General features: G+C 38.8%; 15 protein-coding genes. 13 read left to right on the top strand and 2 right to left on the bottom strand.

Features of this window, described 5'->3' with window-relative positions:
- Positions 1-7: 7 nt before the first annotated feature.
- The 4 genes from ACT29I_RS16320 (at position 8) to ACT29I_RS16305 (ending at position 3,446) form a co-directional block, all read left to right on the top strand.
- Positions 8-454: a CBS domain-containing protein gene (locus tag ACT29I_RS16320; protein ID WP_430932716.1), complete on the top strand. Its 447-nt coding sequence runs from the start codon at positions 8-10 to the stop codon at positions 452-454.
- A gap of 3 nt (positions 455-457) precedes the next feature.
- Positions 458-1,762, top strand: a complete 1,305-nt coding sequence (locus tag ACT29I_RS16315; protein ID WP_430932717.1) for an ArsB/NhaD family transporter — start codon at positions 458-460, stop codon at positions 1,760-1,762.
- Positions 1,763-1,895: 133 nt separating this feature from the next.
- Positions 1,896-2,921 (top strand): oxygen-dependent tRNA uridine(34) hydroxylase TrhO, encoded by a 1,026-nt coding sequence (gene trhO, locus ACT29I_RS16310; protein WP_430932718.1) that lies wholly within the window; start codon positions 1,896-1,898, stop codon positions 2,919-2,921.
- A gap of 63 nt (positions 2,922-2,984) precedes the next feature.
- Positions 2,985-3,446 carry a hypothetical protein gene (locus ACT29I_RS16305; RefSeq protein ID WP_444793935.1) on the top strand — a complete coding sequence of 154 codons (462 nt, stop codon included), beginning with the start codon at positions 2,985-2,987 and terminating at the stop codon, positions 3,444-3,446.
- Between the two features lie 106 nt (positions 3,447-3,552).
- Here ACT29I_RS16305 and ACT29I_RS16300 read toward each other — a convergent pair whose 3' ends face one another.
- Positions 3,553-4,839: an OmpP1/FadL family transporter gene (locus tag ACT29I_RS16300; RefSeq protein ID WP_444793934.1), complete on the bottom strand. Its 1,287-nt coding sequence runs from the start codon at positions 4,837-4,839 to the stop codon at positions 3,553-3,555.
- Positions 4,840-5,106: 267 nt separating this feature from the next.
- Between ACT29I_RS16300 and acs the strand changes: the two genes are divergently transcribed.
- The 9 genes from acs (at position 5,107) to ACT29I_RS16255 (ending at position 17,892) form a co-directional block, all read left to right on the top strand.
- Complete coding sequence (acs, locus tag ACT29I_RS16295) at positions 5,107-7,053, top strand: acetate--CoA ligase (protein WP_430932721.1); 1,947 nt, start codon at positions 5,107-5,109, stop codon at positions 7,051-7,053.
- 103 nt (positions 7,054-7,156) lie between these two features.
- The gene (locus ACT29I_RS16290) at positions 7,157-7,804 is read left to right on the top strand and encodes a Crp/Fnr family transcriptional regulator (RefSeq protein WP_430932722.1); all 648 of its coding nucleotides are present in this window, start codon (positions 7,157-7,159) and stop codon (positions 7,802-7,804) included.
- A 105-nt stretch (positions 7,805-7,909) separates the two neighbouring features.
- Positions 7,910-8,173 (top strand): rhodanese-like domain-containing protein, encoded by a 264-nt coding sequence (locus ACT29I_RS16285; protein WP_430932723.1) that lies wholly within the window; start codon positions 7,910-7,912, stop codon positions 8,171-8,173.
- A gap of 87 nt (positions 8,174-8,260) precedes the next feature.
- Positions 8,261-8,578 carry a rhodanese-like domain-containing protein gene (locus ACT29I_RS16280; protein WP_430932724.1) on the top strand — a complete coding sequence of 106 codons (318 nt, stop codon included), beginning with the start codon at positions 8,261-8,263 and terminating at the stop codon, positions 8,576-8,578.
- A 269-nt stretch (positions 8,579-8,847) separates the two neighbouring features.
- Entirely contained in the window at positions 8,848-10,503 is a 1,656-nt protein-coding gene (locus ACT29I_RS16275; protein ID WP_430932725.1) for an FAD-dependent oxidoreductase, read from the top strand.
- Between the two features lie 322 nt (positions 10,504-10,825).
- Complete coding sequence (locus ACT29I_RS16270; RefSeq protein WP_430932726.1) at positions 10,826-11,971, top strand: sensor histidine kinase; 1,146 nt, start codon at positions 10,826-10,828, stop codon at positions 11,969-11,971.
- Positions 11,972-12,137: 166 nt separating this feature from the next.
- Positions 12,138-16,271, top strand: a complete 4,134-nt coding sequence (locus ACT29I_RS16265) for a hypothetical protein (protein ID WP_444793933.1) — start codon at positions 12,138-12,140, stop codon at positions 16,269-16,271.
- 82 nt (positions 16,272-16,353) lie between these two features.
- Positions 16,354-17,433: a septation protein IspZ gene (locus ACT29I_RS16260; RefSeq protein WP_430932728.1), complete on the top strand. Its 1,080-nt coding sequence runs from the start codon at positions 16,354-16,356 to the stop codon at positions 17,431-17,433.
- 48 nt (positions 17,434-17,481) lie between these two features.
- A complete protein-coding gene (locus ACT29I_RS16255) occupies positions 17,482-17,892 on the top strand; it encodes a hypothetical protein (RefSeq protein ID WP_430932730.1) in 411 nt (136 codons plus the stop codon).
- A 281-nt stretch (positions 17,893-18,173) separates the two neighbouring features.
- Here the strand turns inward: ACT29I_RS16255 and ACT29I_RS16250 are convergent, their stop codons facing one another.
- On the bottom strand, positions 18,174-21,458 hold the full coding sequence (locus ACT29I_RS16250) for a UvrD-helicase domain-containing protein (RefSeq protein ID WP_444793932.1): 3,285 nt from the start codon (positions 21,456-21,458) through the stop codon (positions 18,174-18,176).
- Between the last annotated feature and the right edge of the window lie 22 nt (positions 21,459-21,480).

Below are 21,480 nucleotides of genomic sequence, written 5' to 3'. Positions count from 1 at the left end.
GGAAACTATGAAAAAAGTTCAAGAATATATTCATAAAGATATTACCTGCGTAAACGAAAACTCCAGTTTGCGAAGAGTGATCAATACGATGAAACTGCACCGGCTGAGTGCACTGCCGGTGGTAAATAAATTGGGCGAGTATGTGGGATGTATTAGTGAACAGGATATTTTAAATGAAGCCATACCTGCTTATATGAAAAAGATGTACGATACTTCGTTTATGGCAGGGCTGGATCAAATTACTATCCATTTAATAAAAAAACTGGATCATAAAATTATTGATTTTATCGACGAAAAATACCCTTGTGTATCGCCTGATGATTCAATGTCGTATGCGGCAGATCTATTATACCGCCAGAAAGGAACCATTTTACCCGTCGTTGAAGGTAAAACGCTCATAGGATTGTTGACTCGAATTGAGATTCTTTCATTATCGTTGGATATAAATTATTAGGACATGTTGTTGCTCATAACAAGTCAAATAAACTCTTTCCATGTAGTTGTTGCGCTAGTCGTATTTATACTGACTTTTACATTGATTACCACGGAAAAACTACCCAATGCCATTGCTGCCATGTTAGGTGGTTTTCTGTTTGTTGCCTTTCATATAATAAGTCAGGATGAGGCCGTCGAATATATCGATTTTGATACCATAGGATTGCTCTGTGGCATGATGATGACGGTTGCCATCATGCGTAAGTCAGGGTTATTTGAATATATTGCTATCAAAGGTATAAAAATAACTGGAGGTAACCCGTGGAGGATATTGGTGGTTCTATCTATTGTAACTGCTGTATTATCTGCATTTCTTGATAATGTGACAACCGTTCTTATCATCGTTCCGTTAACTTTTGCAGTTGCAGATACCATTAAAATAAGTCCATTGCCGTTGCTGATTTCAGAAATTATATTTTCAAATATCGGTGGAGCAGCCACTTTAATTGGCGATCCGCCCAATATAATGATAGGTGGAGCCACGCATCTCGATTTTATGGATTTCATCAACAATAATCTGCCTATCGTTCTAATCGTTTCCATTGTTACTTTCGCTTTGTTACGAATGATCTATTATAAAAAACTTAACGCTGTGGAAGTAGACACAAGTAAAGTGGATGCGTTTGATGAGAAACGGGCTATTAAGAATAAAAAATTCCTGATTAAAAACTTAATTGTTTTTGGGTTGATTATTGGCGCTTTTATGACCCACCATATTCATCATGTAAGTTTGGCTTCCGTTGCATTGGGGGGAGGGTTTCTACTGATGATGATTACCAAAGAAGATCCTGAAGAGATATTAAAAGAAGTAGAGTGGCCTACCTTATTCTTTTTTATCGGTTTGTTTGTCATAGTCGGAGGTCTCGAAAAAACAGGAGTGATAAACTATCTGGCCGATCAGATGGTTGTTGCCACCGGAGGGGAAGCGCTCAAAGCATCACAGCTGATTTTATGGATGTCAGCCGTAGCTACAACCTTTATCAATAGTATTCCCTATACCGCTACCATGATTTCCGTAATCGAAAATATGGGAGAAGCAGCAGGAGGTAATATTGATTCGCTATGGTGGGCCTTATCCTTGGGTGCTTGTTTTGGAGGTAATGGGACGTTGATCGGTGCTGCGGCCAATATTATTGTCGCCGGATTTACGCAAAAAACAGATCATCCTTTGCGCTTCAAAGAGTATTTGAAAGTCGGTATACCGCTGATGTTGGTATCGGTAGCGTTGGCATCGGTATATCTTTATTTTAGGTATTTTTTTATATAAAAATTCCAGTATAAAATAAATCACGAATACCAAACGTCCTGTTTATTTAAATTAAACGCAAGAATTGTAATTCCTTTATATATCCATTTTAAGACCTTTATATCTTTATTGTATTTGCACAAATTTATAATATATGGATCCCAATAAAGGTAACACCAATCTGATAAATAGATTAAGCCCGGAGGCGCTAAAGAAAAAATTGGAAAATGAGACTTTTAAACGAACCACCCTTTCGTTTTACAGGTATGTCATCGTAGATGATCCGGTTCAATTACGTAACCAGCTATACATGAAATGGAAAGAACTGGATTGTTTGGGAAGGATATATGTGGCCAGGGAAGGTGTTAATGCTCAAATGAATGTGCCTGATCATCATTGGGAAAAGTTTGTGGAAATTATTCAAAACAATCGGTACTTAAAAGATATTCCTTTTAAAATAGCCATTGAAGATGATGGTAAATCATTCCTGAAACTTCAAATTAAAGTCAGAAACAAAATTGTGGCAGATGGTTTAAAGGATAGTGATTTTGACGTGACCAACGTAGGCAAACATTTAGATGCCAAAGAATGGAACAATGCCATGGAGCATGGTGCAATTGTGGTCGATATGCGAAATCATTATGAGAGTGAAGTGGGTAAGTTTGAAGGGGCAATTACACCGAGGTCGGCAACATTTTCCGACGAATTGCCCGAGGTGCTGGATCTCTTAAAAGGAAAAGAAGATGAAAAAGTATTGCTGTACTGCACAGGTGGCGTTAGATGTGAAAAGACAAGCGCTTATCTAAAGCATCATGGTTTCAATGATGTCAACCAGTTACATGGTGGTATCATCGATTATAAAAGACAAATAGATCAAAGTCGGGAAGAAAGCAGGTTCAAAGGGGTGAATTTTGTTTTTGATAACCGTTTGGGAGAAAGAATAAGCAATGATATAATCAGTAGTTGTCATCAGTGCGGCAAACCTTGCGATAAGCATGTTAATTGTTCTAATGTAAGATGTAACCTGCTTTTTATACAGTGCCAAGAATGCGCTTCCAAAAATCACCGGACCTGTTCTGAATCGTGCAAAGAATACGTGTTGGCACTTCCCGAAAAAAAACTCGAACTGGATAAAACACACCATTACAAGCCAGTGAAGCGATATTTTAAACTTGGGTAAAGATTTTTATTTTTCTGAAAGTCGCTTAATTCATTACATTTGTTAAAGATGTATTGATAAAATATGAACGAACCATTTGATATAAAAAAGCAGCTTTGTAAAAAGGTCGAAGAAATCCTGGATAATAAAATTTCTTTGCTCAACTCGGAATTAGCTTCGGCCAAGGAATCTCGTGACAGTGATACCAAAAGCAGTGTTGGCGATAAATATGAAACCAGCAGGGCGATGATGCATATTGAGATTGGTAAAAACGAAGCTCAACTCAACAACATGCTTAGACTAAAGAACGAGCTATCGAAAATTGATGTCAATAAAAGAAGTGATAAGGTGGGGTTTGGAAGTGTGGTTATTACAAATAAAGGTAAATATTTTATATCTGTCGCAATAGGAAAGGTGTTGGTTCAGGCTGGTGAGTTTTATTCTGTTTCGTTGATTTCTCCCATTGGAAAAATATTACAAGGGATGAAAAAAGACGAAGTAGGAGTATTCAACAATCAAAAAATCAAGATTAAAGACATAATATAAAAATGCGTTCACCTACAATTGGTAAGTGAACGCATCGTTTTGTAACAATTGAGTATTTGTATTTGGACTGTTAAATTCTAAATAAAACCTAACATTTCGCTGAACACTAAAAAGAAAATGCAATTTCTAACTCAAACTGATTCATTTCCAATTCAATAGTTTGATTAGGTACCATATTACCTTCCATTGCTTGTGTTGCATCAAAATCCATAGGGTTATATCCTTTAACAGTTGATGTTGGAGCATATACCAGGGCTATATGAAGCGCTTTCCCTGATTCACCCAGGAATTTTGAGCAACCAAGGGTGATGTGATTTTCTACCACACCAGGAGCTAAAATATTAAACATTACTTCTGAAGAAGGAACAGGTTGCTGGGTGTTTGAGTATCCCGCTCTAAAAATCCAATTATCAATACCGGAAAATTCGGTACCGAGTTTTATCACAGAGATATCTTCCCATCCAAAACCAGCTCCGTTATCTGACCCTAAGGGAGCTTCAGCGAATGCTGCAGGATCCATAGGATTTGATACAGAAGCAACGTCTGTGTAATTAATCATTTTATAATCTGCCATCACAGCCCAATCATCGTTTAATTCATAAGCAAGTCCTATGGTCCAGTTTGAAGGAATATCAAAGTCTCCTTGTTCAGCAAAAAGACCGGCATAATCATCAAACTCACTCATCATAGTTTTTGTTTGATAGCTTGCTCCTAAGCTCAGTTTTTCTGTAATTTTCCCTAAGTAACCAATTTTAACGCCGTACCCAAACGCCCCATCATGATCGTTACCGGTTAAAGCGTTTGCATTGCTCGACATCTGGCTGAATGCACCTAATCCGTTAGCCTCAAAATATTGATATGCCAATACACCGGTGATTCCGATACTATGGTTATCAGCTATTTTGCGTGAATAGGTTAATCCTAAAAACAACTGCGCTAAATCTACTCCGGTAGTTGATGAATTCGGATCGTGAAATGTGTTTGTCGGATAATCGGTGTTCATTCCCCCATTACCAAAAACAGTAGCGGAAAAGCTACTTTGCTCATTTATCATCCAATTGGCTCCCATACTTGGCATTAAAAAAAGTTTCGAATCACTTTCAACAGTCCCTGGCATTAGTCCAAATGTGCCATCCATTCCCGAAGGGGTTCCTGTAATTGTGTATTGACGATTGGGATTAAATAAACCAACACCGATTTGATATTGCTTTCCTAAAAATACATGACCGGCTGGATTTCCGTTCATTAATGAGTTTTTATACCAGGCAATTCCTGCACCTGCCAATCCTTTGTTTTGAGCTCCATATCCAACCCCAAAATAACCGTCAGTCGCACTCACCTTGTTCGTTAACATTAGCCCAATAAATAGTGTCATTACATAGATTTTCTTCATACCAATGATTTTAAGTGTATAAATATATATTTGTAGATAGATTAATGGTTAAATATAGAAATATTTCTCTAATTAAATAATTAGATCCATTCTAAACTTTATGCATAAAAAATGGGCTCAAATAAAATATGCTTTTAATCGTTGAACACTGTTTTTACTTTATCCTGCTGTAAATAAATTATTTGAATTCTAAATCTTTCAACATTATCTTACTTTTTCTGTTAAATATTAGAACGCAATAAATATTAATCCTTAAAACGCACCTCTATGGAAAACGACAGGAACGTTTACAACCCCGTAAACGAATATTTCAAGAACCCGGAAATTTCACATCTCGACGAGTACAAAGCCTTGTATCAGGAAAGTATGGATGACAATGAGGCCTTTTGGGAACATCAAGCAAAAAAAGTATTGCGTTGGCAGCACGACTTCGAGGAGGTATGCAACAACGATTTCGAGGAGGGGATGATATCATGGTTTCTGGGAGGTAAGCTGAATGCATGTGAAAATTGCGTTGACCGTCACGCCAAGGAAGACGGGGATAAAGTCGCTTTGATTTGGGAAGCAGATGAACCGGGCGAAGGCAAACAGGTTACCTATAAAGAGTTGTTGCGTGAGGTTTCCAGGCTGGCCAATGTTCTTCGCCACCATGGAATAAGAAAAGGGGACAGGGTGGCGCTTTATATGCCCATGATTCCGGAAGCGGTTTATGCTATGCTGGCCTGTGCGCGTATAGGAGCTGTTCACTCGGTTGTATTTGCCGGATTTAGTGCCGAAGCATTGCGCGACAGGATTAACGATGCTAAATGCAAGGCTGTGATTACTGCCAACGAAGGCTTACGTGGCAGACGTCTTATCCCCCTGAAAAGAATCGTGGACGAAGCGGTGATTGCCTGTCCAACGGTTCAGCATATATTTGTGGCAAAAAGAACAGACAGTAAGGTGCCATTTTTTGAACCTCGCGACGTTTGGTTAAATGAGGCCATGGAAGCGGAACGCCCATATTGTCCCATAGAGCACATGGATTCCGAAGATACCTTATTTTTGCTTTACACTTCGGGGAGTACCGGGAAACCTAAAGGATTGGCCCACACAACAGCCGGTTATTTGTTATATACGGCCTTAACACATAAATATGTATTCGATTATCAACCGGGCGATATTTTTGCCTGTGTAGCCGATATAGGTTGGGTAACGGGGCATTCATACGTTGTTTATGGCCCACTGGTAAACGGGGCAACTACGGTTATTTTCGAAAGTGTACCCAATTATCCCGATTCGGGCCGTTACTGGGAAATGGTGGAACGATTGAAGATCACACAGTTTTACACAGCTCCAACCGCTATTCGTGCCATTCAGCGCGATGGTGACGGGTTCGTGAAAAAATATGACAGGAGCAGTCTCCGTGTTCTGGGAACCGTTGGGGAACCCATCAACCCTGATACCTGGAAATGGTATTACGAAGTGGTTGGGGAAAGCAGGTGCTCTATTGTAGATACCTGGTGGCAAACAGAGACCGGGGGAATCCTGATTTCCCCGTTACCTGCAGCTACACCAACTAAGCCGGGTTCGGCCACACTTCCCTTCTTTGGAATAGAACCTGTGCTGCTAACGCCCGAAGGCGAAGAGGTGGAAGGCAATGATGTTTCGGGTTTGTTGGCCATCAAAAAACCATGGCCTAGCATGGCACGTACCATACAGGGTGACCATCAGCGTTTTATGGAAACCTATTTGAATTCGTATAAAGGATATTACCTTACCGGAGATGGCGCCATGCGCGACAAAGATGGTTATTACTGGTTAACAGGAAGAATTGACGATGTGATGAATGTTTCTGGTCACAGAATTGGTTCCGCAGAAATAGAAGGAGCTCTGGTATCACATCCTTTCTGTGCCGAGGCGGCTGTAGTTGGTTTCCCGCACGAAATTAAAGGAGAAGGTATCTTTGCCTACGTGCTGTTGAAAGAAGGCTATACCTCAAACAATGAGCTGGTCGGTGAATTGCGAAACGAAGTTCGACATCATATTGGCCCTATCGCAACACCGGATCAAATATTGATTGCTCCTGGACTTCCTAAAACCAGGTCGGGAAAAATTATGCGCAGGATATTGCGTAAGATAGCCGCCAATCAAACGGAAGAATTAGGTGATATATCTACCTTGGCCGATCCGGGAGTTGTAGATAAGTTGATTGAGTTAAGAGGGAACTTGTAATATGTTACAGGTACCCAGATAGGAGTTGTTTAACGATAATTTCAGAGGCTGTGAACCACATTCGCAGCCCTTTTACTATCTTGCAACCTGAATCTCGATACCGATGACACATAACATAAAAGAAATAATTAACGCTAAATTCCCATCCTTGTACGAAGAAGGATTGCTTGACGAAATTCAGGAACATGGCAGGATAATAGAGTTCTTGCCGGGAGACAAACTCATTGAAATTGGGGCTTATATTAAGCAAATGCCGTTGTTGATTGACGGTACCATAAAAATTTCAAGGGAAGATTCGGAGGGTAATGAGTTATTGCTTTATTACCTGAATAGCGGAGAAACTTGCGCCATGAGCTTAACTTGTTGTATGGGAGACGCAAAAAGCAATGTAAGGGCTACGGCTATTGAAGAAGCCGAAATAATTATGCTACCGGTCACCAAAATGGATGAATGGATTAAGAAATATGATTCATGGAAGAACTTTATATTTCGAGCCTATCGGATACGTTTTGAGGAAATGCTACAGACCATAGACAGTATTGCCTTTATGAAAATGGATGAACGGCTGTCTAGGTACCTGTTGGAACGATCTAAAGAATTAAATCAAAATATATTAAGTCTTACCCATCAGGAAATCGCCAGTGACCTGAATACTTCAAGAGAAGTGGTGTCCAGGCTCTTAAAGCAGTTGGAGAAACTGGGTAGAATTAAACTTCATCGTAATAATGTGGAAATTATTTCCCTTGTGTGACAAAAGTTACTGTACAATTTTTTTTGTCGTTGTTTTTTTGTCACCATAAAACAAAGCTGGCATGGCCAGATCAAATTTAAACACTTGTAGAATAAAATAACTAAAATGGAAAAAAAAATAACGATAATAGACGTACGTACCCCTATAGAATTTGCAGGTGGTAAAGTGGAAGGATCCATCAATATACCTGTCGATCAAATTGTACAGCGATTGGATGAGTTAAAGGCTATTGAAGGTAAGATAGTTCTGTGCTGCGCATCAGGGATGCGGAGTTTTTCGGCGCTGCAATTTCTTCAGCAAAACGGGATGACCAACGTAAGCGATGGTGGCCCTTGGTTTACCGTGACCGAAATGGAAGAACAGAACTGATAACATAGACTTCAGAAAAATTTCAATTAATATCTAAAACTATCAATACTGCCGGTGGCCACAAGCTATTAGCTACAATCTTTTTTTATGGGACTATTAAATTTTTTATTCGGCGGTAAAAACAACCCGCTTAAAGAAATTATACAACAAGGTGCTACGATCATTGATGTACGAACTCCCGATGAGTTTAAGTATGGGCACGTGGACGGATCTATCAATATTCCGTTAGATCAGATCGAACACAAAATGAAAAGGATAAGGAAAATGAAAATGCCCTTGGTGTTATGTTGTGCTTCTGGAATAAGAAGTGCCAATGCAACACATTATTTGAAAAACAATAACATCGCTGATGTGTATAACGGTGGCCGTTGGTCAAAAGTGGATAGGTTAACCGGTCAGCAGTAGGCAGTCAGTAATCAGTTATCGGTAATTAGCTATTATTATGTAGGATTTCCTTTCATGAAGTTGGTTCTTCCCTTTTTTTGTCTGGACAAAGGGGAATTACTGAACCTCAAATTTAGGGATGGGGATTAACAGGGTACATATCTAACGTGCGATAACCTATAAACTATCATGGCTCAATTATGCAGCCAACAAAACAAAAGAAAAATGGCGTTAGTCTCACAAAAAAGCAGCCATAAAAACATAAATTCAAATCGTTCGCCTTATAAAATATGAGTAAGAAAATTATTGTAATTGGAGGTCTTTCTGCAGGGCCATCTGCTGCAGCAAAAGCACGCAGACAAAACGAAGATGCGGAAATCATATTATTTGAAAAAACAAAGAATGTTAGTTATGCGACATGTGGAATCCCATATGCACTATCAGGCGTAATAAATGATAGAGATAACTTAATCGTTGTAGAGGCTGACTTGCTTCGTAACCGATTTAATATAGATGTTCATCTGGAAGAAGAAGTATTGGATATCGACCCGGAAAAACATATCGTTAAAACAAACATGGGTGAGTATGGATACGATAAACTGGTATACACTGCCGGGGCAAGTACCTTTATTCCACCTATCAAAAATTTAGATCAAGCTTCAAACTGGTCGGCATGCCGTACATTGGAAGATTACGACCGTATCATGCAAAAAGATATGTTGGAGGAAGCCAAGCACATTACTGTGATGGGAGCAGGGCTGATTGGTGTTGAAGTGGCAGAGAACCTTCGCGAAGCCGGGAAAGAAGTAACGTTAATAGAAGGTAGTGAAGGTATATTGCCGATGTGGGAAGGTAAGTTTCGTCAGTTTGCAAAAGCCACATTGGAAAAGCACGGAATTAGGGTGATCACGAATACCTTTGTTAGGGAGTTTGATGTTGAAGACGGTAAAATAAACGGTGTGCAAATCAGTAATGCTGAAACGCAATCCACCGACTTTGTTATTATGAGCGTAGGTATTAAACCTAATGCTCACCTGTTGACATCGAAAGGTGCCGAATATATCGCGAACGGTGCGGTTAAAGTCAACGAAAAGATGGAGACCAACCTGCCCGACATTTATGCAGCAGGGGATTGCGCCAGTATAAAAAACACACAAACCGGGGAGTACGATTATTTGCCTTTGGGAACGCACTCCAATAAAGGAGGTCGTACTGCTGGGGTAAATGCCGCTGGCGGGGACGAGGAATTTAGCGGAGGATATAAAACGGCTATTATCAAGGTGTTTGAGAATACTATGGGGCGTACAGGCATGAATCCTGCCTTCATGACAAAAAATAACATTGAATTTGCGGTTAACCTTATTGTAGCTGGTTCCACACCGGGTTATTATCCCAATCAAAAAGATATGATTGTAGAAACGTACTATGATCCCAAAGATGGCACTATATTAGGATGTGAAGTTTTTGGTGAGAAAGGTGTTGACAAACGTATCGATATTATGAGTACAGCCATATATGCCAAACTTAAAATGAGCGATTTGCCAAACCTTGACCTGGCTTATGCACCTCCATTTTCGCCTGCAAAAGATCCGGTAATTGTATCGGGTTACGTAGGTTCAAACGTTTTAAACGGAAACTATACCGAAGTGGATGCCTTAACGTTAAAAGAATTAATAGAAAATACGCCGGAAGAAGAATATAACTTAATCGACGTACGTGATCCATTGGAGCTGGAAATGGCCGGTAAGATTGCTCATGCTACAAATATTCCCTTGGAGCAATTACGAAAAGATAGCTTGGATGGAATTGATCCTTCCAAACCCACTTATATTTACTGTGCCAAAGGGCTAAGAGGATATTTAGGGTATTTGATTTTAGCAGATAAAGGTTTTACTCATCTTAAAAATTTATCCGGCGGATTTATGATCTGGAGTAAACTGAATTAATATTAGAGAATTATCATTTCTGAAAAATCAGGTGCATTGGCTTTGGCTGGTGCACCTTTTTTTTTATTTGGTAAAAGAATCGTGAAACGTAACAGCGTTAAATAATATAGCGTTGAACAAATAAATAATATGTTCGAAAAAAAAATTTTCATTCTCTGCTTTAAAAGAAATATTTATTTATGTATGCTGTTGACTATAATGTTGTTAAAAAAATAATATGGAATAAATGTATAATAAAGTATAACATTATTGTATTTAACCCGTAATAATTTTTACTTATAAGAGAGAGTCTGGAAAACTATTTAATTTTATGGCGGTTAGTATGATATTCAAGACTAAAAAGGCGTGGGGTAAGTTATTGTCAACGATGACATTATGCTTATACATTGCTTCTTATTATACTATTTATCCTGTATTGGGCAATGCGATGCTAATTGTTTCGATAGTACCTGTGTTGCTGATATATTGGGCCTTTAGCTTATACTATTCAATTTTAATTCAGTTTTTTCTAATAGCACACCGGTTTGTGGCTTTAAAAATTTTAGGGGTGGATTGTGATATAATGCTGTCCTTCGGAACCATACTAGGTACTTGCCTTAATTTTGTGTTGTTGTTTACCGTTAATTATTTACATACCATAAATAAGAAACTGAAAGCAGTAGAACGTAAATTAATATTACAAAACACGGAGTTGATCATTACTAAAAATAAAGCGGAAGAGAGCGAAAGGTTAAAATCTACGTTTATAGCAAATATTAGCCATGAAATACGTACCCCCTTAAATGCCATTATTGGCTTTTCGCACCTACTGCTGGAACCAGATATTAAAGAAGAAGAAAAACAAGACTTTTTCAAGAATATAGAACAGTCGGGAAACCGTTTAATGCAACAAATAGATGGTTATATTAAAATGTCTGACTTGATGGCGAGTCAGCCCCCCTTAATGGAATCGGAGTTTTCTTTAAGAGATTTAATGCAAGAGCTTTATGCGAGTTTCTGTTTAAAGCTGAAGCATAAAACCGGCGTTGAATTAATGATGCCCATGGAACTGAACGAAGGGGAGGACTGTATTTTGGCCGATAGAATCCGGCTAACACAGATATTGAGTGTTTTTATAGATAACGCCATTAAATTTACCCAAGAAGGTTATGTGAAAATATCGTATCAGATCAAGGACAATACTGAATTAATGTTTAAGGTGGAGGACACCGGTATTGGGATTTCTCCCCAGTACAAGGATATTATATTCGATTGTTTCCGTCAGGGCGATGATGATTGTTATTCCAGAAAATACGAAGGAAGCGGTTTAGGCCTGGCCATATCAAAAGCTTCGATCGAACATCTTGGAGGTAAGGTATGGTTTATTTCAACTCCGGACAAAGGTTCAACGTTTTTCTTTACTATCCCATATAGACCAGTGCCAAAGAAAAAGAATATATTAAAAATAAACGGCCTAAGTACCCATTAAATAAATTGGCACATTATTTTATATCCGGCTACTTCATCATTAATAAAAATAAAACCTTTGATAATTACATAATTACTTGACATCGCATATTATATATCAGATATTTGTATCTGTTACTAGTCTTTACCGAATGGGGAAATTAGTGATTGTACAATAAATTAAAGATATGGCTAAAGCACCAAGTAAACGGTTTGGTATTTTGTTAACTACGTCATTGTTTATTATTCTGGCAATGACCCTGTATTATATTTACACGCAAAATGTTAAGGAAACCAAGGTGAAGCGCCAGGCTTTTAAAGTGTTATATAGATATGCCAGTGACTTGTCGGAAAAGGAAAAGGCGATACGTGCGCAATATCAAGAGCCTATTATGATTGAGTTATCAGGAATAAACAAAGCTATCCATGATAAAACCAGGCGTAAAAACAGTATTCGAAATAACATGTTAAAGCTGCAGGTTGAATTTAACAGCGAAGATCTTAAACAGCAACAATTAGCCATCAAACATCAGATGCAAAGTGTTAGGCAGGAATTTGCACCACTGTCGAACGACTTAAAGGAGTTACTCCGAAGAAAAGAAGAACTGGAAGCCGCTTTTCGCACCCATCCGTCCAAACTTATCAATAAAGAAGACTGGTATTTGTTAAAAGGAATTCCTTACCAGGTATGGGAAGAGGATACCTCTGAATTTGTTTATATCAGGAGTGAACAATTGTTCGGTGACGTCTTTAATATCGATTTATTTGAAAATTTTGTTGTTTTTAATAACGACAGTATCGTTTTTAAAACACTTGAGGCGTTAAATGATTTGCAATTGATCATGGACGAAGATAAAGGCCTGGTGCAGGATTCCATTCAGGATAAAGGTTTGAGCGCGTTTACTTTTGCAAAAAAAACACAATACGGAGGCCACGGAATTACAAACCCCTCCGAAAACCAGGTAAAAATAAATATTGCTGGCGAAGATTACCAAGCCTTTATTGTTCCGGTACAATCGGTTGGAATGAGCCATTTGGTAGGTCTGGTGCCCAACAATAAGTATGCTTCCATGAAAAGGGGGTTCGATAGGGGGGTAATATCCGCTATCACCGTTTTTATTGTGTTGTTGCTTTTAAGCATTCCGGTGGTTAAGTTAATGGTCATAACCCCTGGTGAGGCTTTTACCATAAAAAGCTTGGTTACATTATTGTTTAGTGTTGCCGGTATTATGTTCCTGATATTGTTTTTTAGTGTTTATATAAGTAATAAAATATTTATCAGGTCGCATATTAATGCAGATGGTGAGCATTTGCAAAGCCTTTCATTATCTATTAAAGATGCTTTTGACAACGAAATCAGTTCCATGCTCAACCAGTTGGATACTTTTACGAATATCCTTTCTGATACGAACCTGTTGCGTAACACAAAGTTGAAGAAAGGTGCAAATCTTTTAACGCACGGCGAAAGTTTTAATGCCATTGATGAAATGGTTCAAAGGAAAATAAAGGAGCAGGTGGTTCAGAAAATCGATAGCGGTCCATATCCCACATGGCTTGAGGCTTTTACAGCGTCTACCAAGGATAAAAAGACCGTTTTCGTGGTGGAAAACGGTAAGGAGTGGAAAGAAAGCCCATGGGGTATAGATATCAGTAAGAGGGACTATATTCAGAATACACGTAGATTTAATAAAAATGGCAAGTATTTTGGTTTTCAATCTATTTTTTCGCTTAACACCGCCAAACCGCAGGTGGTGGTTTCACAGGAAATAGATACCACAGAATATGCCGTTTGTATTTCGGCCGAGATGCATACGGTGAATGATGTTGTTTTGCCCTATGGCTATTCCTTCTGCATCATCGATAAAACAGGCAAGGTTTGGTTTCACGAGAACCCAAGAAACAACCTACGCGAGAATTTATTTGAAGAAACAGATCATTTCCCGCTGCTCGAGGCGGTTGTGAAAAGCAGGCGAAGTAACACCATAAGCTGCGATTATAAGATGAAATCAACATTGATGCGAATTGATCCGTTAGACGCAGATATGGGCTTGTTTTTGGTGACAATGTGTGGCGTAAACGATTATTACCAGATATTTCATCAAAGCGGCTACATGATCTTGGGTAGCGCCTTGTTGATTTTTGCCTTTTGGTTTTTACTCGCCCTGGTATATCGTTGGTATCAAAAAGTCCGCAATAGTTCCAGGTATCGACCTCATAGTCTGTTGTATTTTTTTCCGGAAAATGATAGTATAAACAGTTATCTGCGATTGATTGTGGTTAACGTTTTGTATTTGGTGATATTTATTGCCATAACCCTGGTGTTTTACGAACAAGTTTATGTGAATCATTGGGTACGATTGATTGGGCTTACAGGAGCTGTCCTGCTCATATTGAATATCAGGGAAGTCAGAGAATCCAATAATAATTTTAGCTTCTTTTCTTTTGCTAAGTTTTTATTTACCGAAATTGTAGCTTTTTTCTTTATTGAATATTTATTGGGCGGAAACCAGGCATCCAGGTCGATGGGAATTTCGGTTCTGTTACTGATTGTACTCAATCTTTTCTTTTTTATCGGATTCAGGATTAAGCACTATGGAAAGGTGTCTAAAAAATGGTGTTTCAATATTTATTTTGCCTATATCTTCACTCTTGGTATTGCAACTATCTTTTTGCCTTTGTTTACGGTTTATACCGTTGTTTATCATCAAGAAAGTATAATGCACTTTATGCATCAGCAACGTCACGTTGCGGATAAACTCATCCAACGGGACAATCGGTTTATGGTCAGCCACAAACCTTCGGTAACCAGGGAGTTGGATAAAAAAGGGAGATACTTTGATATCATTCATGGCCTGGAGCAAAACGATGATCTTGATTCAATTGGAGCACCCGGTAATTTATTGTCGACGCTAAATTATGTAAAAATGTTTGGCGATATTCGTTCGGGCTTATACTTTGTTAACAATAAAATTGAGGACAGAGGCAACTTAATTAAACCCAATTATACCAACTCTGCGGATGGACTTTATACATATGCCATCAATGATAAAACCCTTTTCCTAAAAGTTCGGGCCGGAGGTTATCCCTATTACCAAAAAGCTTTGACCTTGGAGATGGAAAGTTTTGGCGTTTTCGACCTGCCAAAAAGGTACTATGGATTTGGAATTGGCTTGCTTCTGGCGTTTCTCTTATATGCCTTTTACTTCCCGAAAATCGGTTACTATTTGTTTCCACGGTTAAAATATTCCAGGGACTTATTTACCGGAAACCCAGTCGTATTCATTCCTAAACAGGGGGCAAAACGATATATGGTTTGCCTACCTGACAAAGAATTGTTCGATCATGTGTTAAAAACAGATAATGCTGAATTGTTTGCGCTGGAAGAGGTTTCGCAACAAAACGATTTTGTTAATTACAACAAAAGCGGTAAAGATATATATCTGTTTTGTCAGGAAAGGGCTTTTGATAGTTTGAAAGCGCTTGATGCCTTTGTGTTTAGGTTGGAGAAATTAATGAACGATAACCTTCAGCGAAGCATCACCTTTGTCTGTTTTAAAACACCGGGTGCTTTTATAGAAGGGTTACATGACCGTTTACGTACCGAAGATGACAAACATTTCGCCAAACTTGACGCCGTCATTAACCGCCTGCAAAATATTTTGTCCGAATTTGCGGTAAGGTACTCACCAATCTTGTCGCAAGCCCTTCCAAAAGAGCTTCTTCAGAAATCTTTTGAAGGGCAACTCAACTGGTTAAATAACGAAATGGGAAATAATGCCTACTTGCGCTCTCAGTTCGAAGAGCTCGATACGATTAAGTCCTCTTTCTCAGTTAATCAAATAGAAGGCGATATCAATGACGACAATGTTTACGTGGTGTATGTTACGTTTAAGAATTATTATCGGAAAATATGGGATAACTGTACCCAACAGGAAAAGTCGGTACTGTTTGATATTGCAGAAGATCATATGATTAACCTTAACAAAGAAGGGGTGGTTAATGAACTAATCAACAAAGGTCTTATCAAAAAGGAAAGATACCTGTCCTTGTTTAACTTGAGCTTTACCCACTTTGTCTTGCACCAACAAAAACAAATAGAGGTTATTAACAGAAGTTTAAGGGAATCATATAAGAGTGGTTGGAGTCAGTATAATATGCCGATTAAATTATTGGCAGCGGCCATATTAATTTTTTTATTTATTACACAACAAGAGTTCCTAAACGGAATACAGTCGATCCTTATTTCGGTAGGTGCTGTATTAACGGTTGCCGCTCGTTTTATTAATAACCCTTTAAAATCAGGGAACAATCCGGTACTTTAAACTGAGAAACATTGGATATGGTTATACTTCTGATTTATTTGGGTTAATTTAATTATTTTTGGCGTTCAATTAAAAATATTGCATGAACGCTATTGGACTTATCAAAAAACTATTGCCAGGTTTGGCTCCCCTGATTATATTCGTAATTGCAGATAGTATATGGGGGACAGAAGTTGGTTTACTTATAGCTATCGCTTTTGGGTTCATAGAAATAACCTACAGCTTATTCCGGAAGCAAAAACCGGATAAATTCATCCTGTTTGATGTGGGGCTTCTGGTGGCAATGGGGGGAGTTTCTTTATTGTTGGAAAACGATTTGTTCTTTAAACTTAAACCCGGGGTAATCGGTACAATATTGTGTGTATTGCTGGGTATTTCGGCCTATGGCAGGCACAATATCATGATGGCGATAAGCGGTCGATATTTAAAGGATATTTCAATAAACCCCTGGCAACAATACGAAATGCTTCAAAGTATCAAAGTTTTGTTCTGGATTTTTACAGTACATACTATCCTGGTTTTTGTTTCGGCTGTTGCTATGAGCAAGGAGGTGTGGGTTAGTATTAGTGGCCCAGGTTTTTATGTGTTCTTTGGTGGGTATTTTATTTTTGAGTTATATAAAAAACGCCGGGCGCAAAACAAATATCAAGGGGAGGAATGGCTGCCCATAGTTAACGATGATGGCAAAGTATCGGGTAAAATGCCCCGTAGTATAGCTCACAAAGGTTCTATGATTTTACATCCCGTGGTGCATTTGCAAGTGCTGAATTCAAAAGGCGAGTTGTACCTTCAAAAGCGGGCAGACCATAAATTGGTGCAGCCCGGAAAATGGGATACCGCCGTAGGAGGACATGTTGCGGTCGATGAATCAATCGATATATCACTAAAAAGGGAAGCAATGGAGGAAATAGCCTTGCAAGAGTTTTCTGCCACGCCTTTTAAACAATACAAGTGGGAGAGCAATATCGAAAAGGAATTGGTTTTTGCTTTTGTTTCGGTTACGGATTATCCTTTAAAACCTCACCCGTCGGAGGTGAGTGAAGGTAAGTTTTGGACTATGGAGGAGATTAATGCTGGCCTGGGTAAGGGATATTTTACACCCAACTTTGAACATGAGTTTGAGTTTTTGAAAGCGTACTTGGCCAACGGAAAGCAACACTAACTTTACACGCAACCCAAGCAATTTATATTCATCATATTAAAAAAGGTTATGAACAAAGTTATGGTATATTTTATTTGTTTGCTACCACTTATCTTGTCATCATTAAGTTGTGTAAATACAGATGAGTTTAACTTGCCCTATGAAGTAGTGATAAAAAATGGACAGGTGCATCACAATCAGGTTAATAACTTCCGTTTACAGATGATTAAGGTGGTCAGTGATTCCAGATGTCCTACTGGGGTAGAATGCGTTTGGGAAGGCGATGCTGCCATTTTGTTTGATTTGGAAATAAAGGACCACCAAAATTTTATTTTACACACGCATGCAGGTTTTCAAACAGATACAATAATAGATACCATTAAGTTTGTATTGCTAGAGTGCAATCCTGCTCCTGTATATGGTGAAGACATTAAGCCTGAAGACTACGCTGTTAAATTACGAATTGAAGAGGTCAATTAAAATCCAGCTAGTATGAACCACCATTTATCCTAATGAACCTATTCATTTGTAAAGACGTGGCCATGGTTTGATTCCCCGGGTGAATATTTAACCCGCAATATGCATTAGAAATTCTATTACACATTGAAATTACTTTAAAACAAGGCACTTCATTGCATCACTTCAACTCACCAGAACGATGCTCCCGAAAGTAATCGGGACAAGTGATGCCTTGTTTCAGAAATGCCTTGTTTTATTGTATTTGCAATGCTCAGGACGAACCCCCAATACATAATCCGGGTTTAAAATAAACTTCCCTGAATAGCTTCAGTTGAAACAGGAACAATCTTGTCCAGCGAAACATACCAAATAAATCCTTTGACATTAGGATGCCCCATCTTTTTTACATGCCGGATATATTGCGAAACCTGCTTTTCGTATTTTGGCTCCTCAATATCACCAAACTTATAGTCGATGATATGAACTTCATTGTTTAAAAACACAACCCGATCGGGGCGATAGGTACCATTTTTTGTTAAAATGGCATTTTCGGCCTTGGCTCGGTGTTCCGGGTTAAACCATTCTTTCGTGTCGGGTTTTGAAACTAATTCAGCTATTTGTTCTTTTAGTATTTCCTTATCCGATTTAGATATTTTGCCTTCAAAAATCATTCTGGTCAAGGCAATGTCAATATCATCAATGGTCTGAATAAACTCAAAGGCCTCGTGCATTACCTTTCCGTAATTAACCTTGCTTTGCCCGCCATCGCTCGAAAAATAGCCGTCACTATCTGTTTTAATGGCTATGTTTTCATCACTCAACAGCTTATTGGAAAAAGGTTTAAGTGTTTCACTGAGTATTTCTTGTTCCTTTTTATCGTTTAATACTTGTTCCGGAATTTTGCCATAACTAAACAATCCATTTTCTCCATCCCAAGAACCGGCCAGATCTATGTAGCCATTTTTTTCTGTCATTTGATGATGGTTAATGGCGTAATACATTAAATCTGATACACTCTTAAGCTCACCTTTGCTGTTTTTCGACGGTGTGTTGCCAAAAGTCACCAAAACCTCGCAACAGCGCGTTAGGGCTACATACAGTAAATTCAAGCTATCGACATATTGGTATAAACGTTCCTGAAAATATTCTTCTTTAAAAATGGTATTCCGTAACTGGGATGTATAGGTAACAGGCAATAATTTTATCTGATCGAATGGTGCCTTATTGGGCCTGCACCAAATAATATTACTTTTAATTTCGGAATCCAGTTTCCAATTGCAGTAAGGTACAATTACCACCTTAAATTCCAAGCCTTTGGACTTGTGTATGGTCATTATTTTAATGGCATCCTGGTCGTCGGGTACGGCAACTGCCTCACGAATGCCCTTATCGTCCCACCAATCGATAAAAGCGGTTAAATCAGGGTAGTGATCTTTGATAAATTGGTTGGTGCAATTAATCAACGCCTGAATAAAAACGCCTTGTTTTTCTTTTATCTCCCCTGGTAATTTATGAGCCAACAGTTCAACCAGTTCAAGTAAAGGTTTCTGACGTTGTGTCAACAGCTCGTTAATCCAATCAAATTCTTTTTTTGCAAACCCGATTTCCTCATCAAAATCAAAGTGCTTACCCACTTCAACAGTACCCGTTTTTTCCTTTCTCTCTAATATCGCACGGCTTAATACCATTTCGGCTTTGAGGATCAGATTATTGGGGTTTTGCAGGAACTTTATTTGAGCCATCATAAAGTTTACAGCCGAAGATCCCGACAGAAACAACGATTCGTTGGAGATAACAGGTATGACCCTACCTTCTTCGGAATAAGCACCTGAGAGCAAAGCATTGGCAACGGTTTCCCCTTCACCTTTCTTCCGTACCAGGATACAAAAATCACTATATTGATAACCTTTCTCCACCAATGTTTCGATGTTTTCCACCATTTCTGCGAGCATTCGCTCATCGTAACTCAGCTCTTTGTCAGGAGCTAAAAATTTCGATTTAATATGTCCTTGGTCGGGTTCTTGTTTCTCGGGCAGTTCCTGAAATGCATCGGCATATGCCCGGGAAATCTTAGAGCCAAATTCCGATATCGTTTCTTCATCTTTTATAAAATCGGAAAACAATCGGTTAAAATCGTTTTGGATGTATCCGGCACCCGATACAAACAGAGCGTTATTAAACCCAACGATATTAGAAAGACTTCGCCAGTTTTTGTTGAGGGTAAGCCCCTCACTGCCATGTTGTTTAAAATCGTGCTCAACTTTGCCGGCCAACAGGTTCCAGTCCGAGTTACGCCATCGGTAAATCGACTGTTTTACATCGCCAACAATTAAACTGGTTTCACCGCTTGACAGGGAGTTGTCGACAAGAGGTTTGAAGTTAAGCCATTGCAGTTTTGAGGTATCCTGAAACTCATCGATCATAAAATTTTGGAAGCGCGTGCCGATCTTTTCGTATATAAAAGGCGTATCGTTTTGGTCAATAATCTTGTTTAAAAAGTGCGACGAGTCTGCAATCAAAAACATGTTTTCGTCGCGACATATAGCCTGGACTTCATTGGAGATGTCTGCAATAATACCCAGTGCAAAATAATTCTGGCTGATCACCTTTGCCGTGACGTAGTTTTCATATTCCCGTTCCATCAAATCAACGGCTTTTTTTACCAGCATGTTGAGTAAGGGATATAATTCCGATATCTGCTGATTAACAGCAGGGGGATTATCCTTGCGCCCCCATTTTTCCGGTTCATCAATAATTTTAAGTAGGGTAGACCCCGGTTCCAGTTTATCCAGGATTTTAAGTTTTTCGAAATATTTAACGGGAGTACGGCTTTTGCCTGTAAACAGGTCGTAATTTAACCCACTTCTCTTTATCGCCGTGCTTCCTTCTTCGCCAAGCGCTTTTATTTTTGATTCAAAACCGTTTATGATTGCCTGAATTCGGTTCAGGTAATCTTGCATCTGTTCCTTGTTGCTGATAACGTTGAAAATATCACGGCTCTCTAACTGAAAAAGTTCATTGAAAATTTCGGAACCCAGTTTATGTAAATCGTTACCTAAGTTCCAGCTCTTACCTTGGTTTAGCTTTTGTTCGGCGAATTGTACTAACCAATCCTTCAGATGAGAATTTTCAGGCAGATCCACTTTCATTAGCAGGTGGTCAACGGCTTTTTGAAGAATTTTGGGCGTGTTTAATTCTATTTTGAAACCACTTTCCAAACCGGCTTCCCGCGCAAACGAACGTATTATTTTCTGGAAAAAACTATCTATGGTACTTACCGAAAAAAAAGAGAAGTCATGTAGCAAGTAACTCAAAAGCACTTTCGCTCTATGTCTTACCTGTTTGTCGCTTAGTTTAAATTCCACAATCAGATCGCTCACATAATCATCTGTTTTGCTGGTAGATATTTCATACAGTTTTTCAAGTATGCGGCTTTTCATTTCGCCGGTAGCCTTGTTGGTAAAAGTAACGGCCAGGGTATGTATGTAGTTTGTTGGGTTTTTAAACAGAAGGAACAGAAATTCTTTGGTGAGCGTAAAGGTTTTTCCAGAACCGGCTGAGGCCTTATATATTTTAAGTTTTGACATGTACTATTGCTATTTTATCGCT

It is taken from the genome of Saccharicrinis sp. GN24d3 (assembly GCF_052400645.1).
Classification (GTDB): domain Bacteria; phylum Bacteroidota; class Bacteroidia; order Bacteroidales; family Marinilabiliaceae; genus Saccharicrinis.
The sequence above is the reverse complement of the archived record's forward strand: the minus strand, read 5'-3'. Positions and strand labels throughout refer to the sequence as shown.